The 3,267-nt window shown below is 38.0% G+C and carries 3 protein-coding genes, 2 tRNA genes and 1 pseudogene; 1 reads left to right on the top strand and 5 read right to left on the bottom strand.

Annotated features, from left to right (window positions below):
- The 5 genes and pseudogenes from LE180_RS06865 to LE180_RS06845 all read right to left on the bottom strand — a co-directional run.
- Window positions 1-841 (bottom strand): annotated as a pseudogene (locus LE180_RS06865) (hypothetical protein); the annotation flags it as partial.
- Between the two features lie 794 nt (window positions 842-1,635).
- Window positions 1,636-1,956, bottom strand: a complete 321-nt coding sequence (locus tag LE180_RS06860) for a hypothetical protein (protein ID WP_374134701.1) — start codon at window positions 1,954-1,956, stop codon at window positions 1,636-1,638.
- Window positions 1,957-2,205: 249 nt separating this feature from the next.
- A tRNA-Glu gene (locus LE180_RS06855) sits at window positions 2,206-2,278 on the bottom strand.
- 4 nt (window positions 2,279-2,282) lie between these two features.
- A tRNA-Lys gene (locus LE180_RS06850) sits at window positions 2,283-2,355 on the bottom strand.
- Between the two features lie 142 nt (window positions 2,356-2,497).
- Window positions 2,498-2,602 carry an integrase core domain-containing protein gene (locus tag LE180_RS06845; RefSeq protein WP_374134700.1) on the bottom strand — a complete coding sequence of 35 codons (105 nt, stop codon included), beginning with the start codon at window positions 2,600-2,602 and terminating at the stop codon, window positions 2,498-2,500.
- 168 nt (window positions 2,603-2,770) lie between these two features.
- Between LE180_RS06845 and LE180_RS06840 the strand changes: the two genes are divergently transcribed.
- Window positions 2,771-3,267, top strand: a 497-nt coding sequence (locus LE180_RS06840; protein ID WP_374134699.1) for a hypothetical protein, incomplete at its 3' end; no start/stop codon positions are given.

The raw sequence follows: 3,267 nt of genomic DNA, 5'->3' as shown, positions 1-3,267 counted from the left end.
TTTCTAATCCTGTTACTAGCCCTGATATTCCTCCTGCAATTGTTCCTATTATTGCTCCCGTTTCTATTGTACTCCACCAACCATCAGTACTTCTCATCAGTAATTTCTCTGCTAGTGAGAATACTACTCCTCCCATCAATGCTCCTCCTGTTGCTCCTGTAAATCCTCCTCCTCCTACTGCTCCCACGTCGAATCTTGTAGTCACTACTCTTGCTATTTCTCCGCCTACTACTGCACTTATTCCTGTTGCTACGTATAATATTTTTGGAGTTGTTGATTTCACAAACTCTCTCATTATTAATATTGCTACTACTCCAAGTACTCCTTCTGTTATTAAAGTATACCATGTTGGTGTATACCATGCCGCTCCGTTGTTGCCGGTGGGGTCGTTACTGCCTGATGTTGATTTCCCGGTTATCCTGTTCTTCCCCGGCTCCTTCTTTTCTCTTAGGATCATAGGAAGACATGCGCCTTTTGATTTATCGCTTGGTTCATTGCACGGTACCGGGGTCACGCCAAATTTGAAATTTCTACAATCTTCACCTAGCTCGTCGCACAGCTCAACTTTTTTCAATTCACACTTAATGTTATCTTCTTTTGTACACGTTGTATTGCCGTTCTCTGTTACACAATTCATTTCACCTATTATAGATGATTCAATAGGCTTTTCTGCATCCACAATAACACTATCCTTATTTGAACATAGACCATAAGTCAACTTTACTTTATTTCTAGCGAGCTCGCCAGCTTTGCTAGATTTTTTACCTGGGGAGCATGCCGAAAGGAGCAGAGAAAGGCAAACAAACAAGCTTACACATCTTCTTAAACGTAATGTCATCATACTATTTCCTCTTTTGTTTCTATCTATAGGTTTTGATAGATTTAGATTTAGAGATTAGGGGAATGTGGACCATGTATTGCTTCACGTGAAAATTTCCCTCTTTTATTTAACTGCCACTTTTTTTGTTTTGCATTTACAAGAAAATCAACTATACCAAATTAAAGAGCTTTTGACAAATCAAGCTACAACTATTGTAATTATATCAAAACTTTTAACAATTTAACCTAAAATCATTAAAGATTATAATCAAAAACCAATCAAAACGACCCCCAAAAAACGGCTAAAGGGACACTACAAGTAAGGTGGTATTTTTTGTGGTAAAGAGCCAAAGTCTCTGGGGCAAAGTTCAAATGAACTAAATTCCGCGCCCATTGGAGAAGCATATGAGCGACATTATATTATGGCGCACAGAGAAACGCAAGTGTAACGACCTGGCTGGAACTTAGTTCTCTCAAAAGATACACAAGGCTGCATACTTTGCGGAAAGAATGATAAAATTGGCTGGGTCAGTTATTCTGCACAATACGAATAAAAGATTATAGTCTTGATTAAGAGCTATAAAAAGTGTTGGATAACGGTTGAGAATATCTGAAAATCTTTGAAAAATCTTTGAGTTTATAGTGGAAGTGATGTCCCCCTGTTTCTTTACTCATAAAAGGGTATGTTTTGGGTACAAAAGTGATAAAGCGTTTCAACATTTTTCTTGGTATTTTGAGATTGGGTTCGAGTTGCTTGGGTCTGGTTACTACAAAAGCTTACTGCGTGGCAAATGGTGGCATTCTATCTAATTTTATTTAGAGCGATACCCTAATTTTCGCCTCTAAGTGTTCTTTGAATTCTTTAATGCTACCATCATCATCTTTTTTCCATCTATATATTTCTTGATGTTCAACATCAAAATGAAGTCTATTTTCGCCTTGTTCGCGCTCATTAAAAGACGATTGCTCGCAAATGTATATAACAGCCTTTCCTAAACCTTCAGCAAAACCAGCTTCAAAATAAGCTCCATTATTTCTATCCGTTAAATCACAAATAAGCAAACGACTATCTCGTATGGTATTCCTTAATTTTAAGTCGATAGTATTTTCTTTCGTACTGACGTGCGAAGTAGCCAAGACATTTTCCTGGTCTATTGTTAAGTCGCTTTTCTATAGTTGCGACATACTATCTTATGCTTATACTATCAAAATTATCGCCTTTAGGCAAAAACGTCCTACGAGTTTTACTTTTAAAGTTTAAATAGTATTTTTTTAGATTGACTATGTAATAAAATTATGTATAATAAGTATGATAGTTTTGTTGTTGATTTGCAATGAGAGCTTACGAATTGCTTACAAAATGGGCAAAATCACGTATAAAGTCAATGCTCCCAACGGGATTTGAACCCGTGTCGCAGGATTGAAAATCCTGTGTCCTAGACCCCTAGACGATGGGAGCAGGATGAGCCCGGTGCGATTCGAACGCACGACACCCTCATTAAAAGTGAGGTGCTCTGCCAACTGAGCTACGGGCCCTTTGATGTGAGAAAAGTTGTGCTACGCAAAGACAAAACTAACCAGCCACAACCGGTGGGTGACGACTCGCAGAGGGTAACATATTATTTTTTTCTTGTCAAATTCTTGTAAAACATCACAACATAATGCGCATTCTAGGAAATCAAAGTAGTTGCAAACAATGAAGTGGGATTTTGTAATTTAAAGACTTGTGTCCTCTTTGAGTGTTATACCAAAAAAGCCATCTTTTGGTTTTCTTATTTGACAAACAATCTTCATTTAAGATTAAAATGTTAAAAGTAAGGGATTAAATTTGTATAATGACAATAGTTGTAATTGATTATTTAAAAGAGTACGAAAATAGAGTTTAGATTCTGAAGAACAAAGTAAGAAGGGTTTAAAGAGTCTAGACTACAAGAACGAAAGGGGATTTAGAGTGGTTAATTTCAAGAAGATGGTAAGCGTAGTTGTAGTATTTAGTTTGGTGTTGAGTTCATGCGGAGGAAACAAGAATAGTGGGAGCGGAGTAAGTGGGCTAGGAAGGAATGTAGCGTTGAATATATTTGAGAACGACATTAAAACCGTTGGGACGGCAGGGGATGTAGTACAAGATGTATCGGCTATGAAGCTGGTGGGTAGTCGGTTTGAAATGTGTGATCTTGACAACGCCACTGGGGAAACAGTATGTGTGAATAAGGGTGATACCTCGACTGTTAGGTTTAAAAGCATGAAATATGGTGATGAGCTTTTAAACCTAACAGTCGAGGTATCACCCTTATTCACACATACTGTTTCCCCAGTGGCGTTGTCAAGATCACACATTAAAACCGTTGGGACGGCAGGGGATGTAGTACAAGATGTATCGGCTATGAAGCTGGTGGGTAGTCGGTTTGAAATGTGTGATCTTGACAACGCCACTGGGGAAACAGTATG

Source organism: Candidatus Endomicrobiellum pyrsonymphae (genome assembly GCF_020328025.1).
GTDB classification, from domain to species: Bacteria; Elusimicrobiota; Endomicrobiia; order Endomicrobiales; family Endomicrobiaceae; genus Endomicrobiellum; species Endomicrobiellum pyrsonymphae.
The sequence above is the reverse complement of the archived record's forward strand: the minus strand, read 5'-3'. Positions and strand labels throughout refer to the sequence as shown.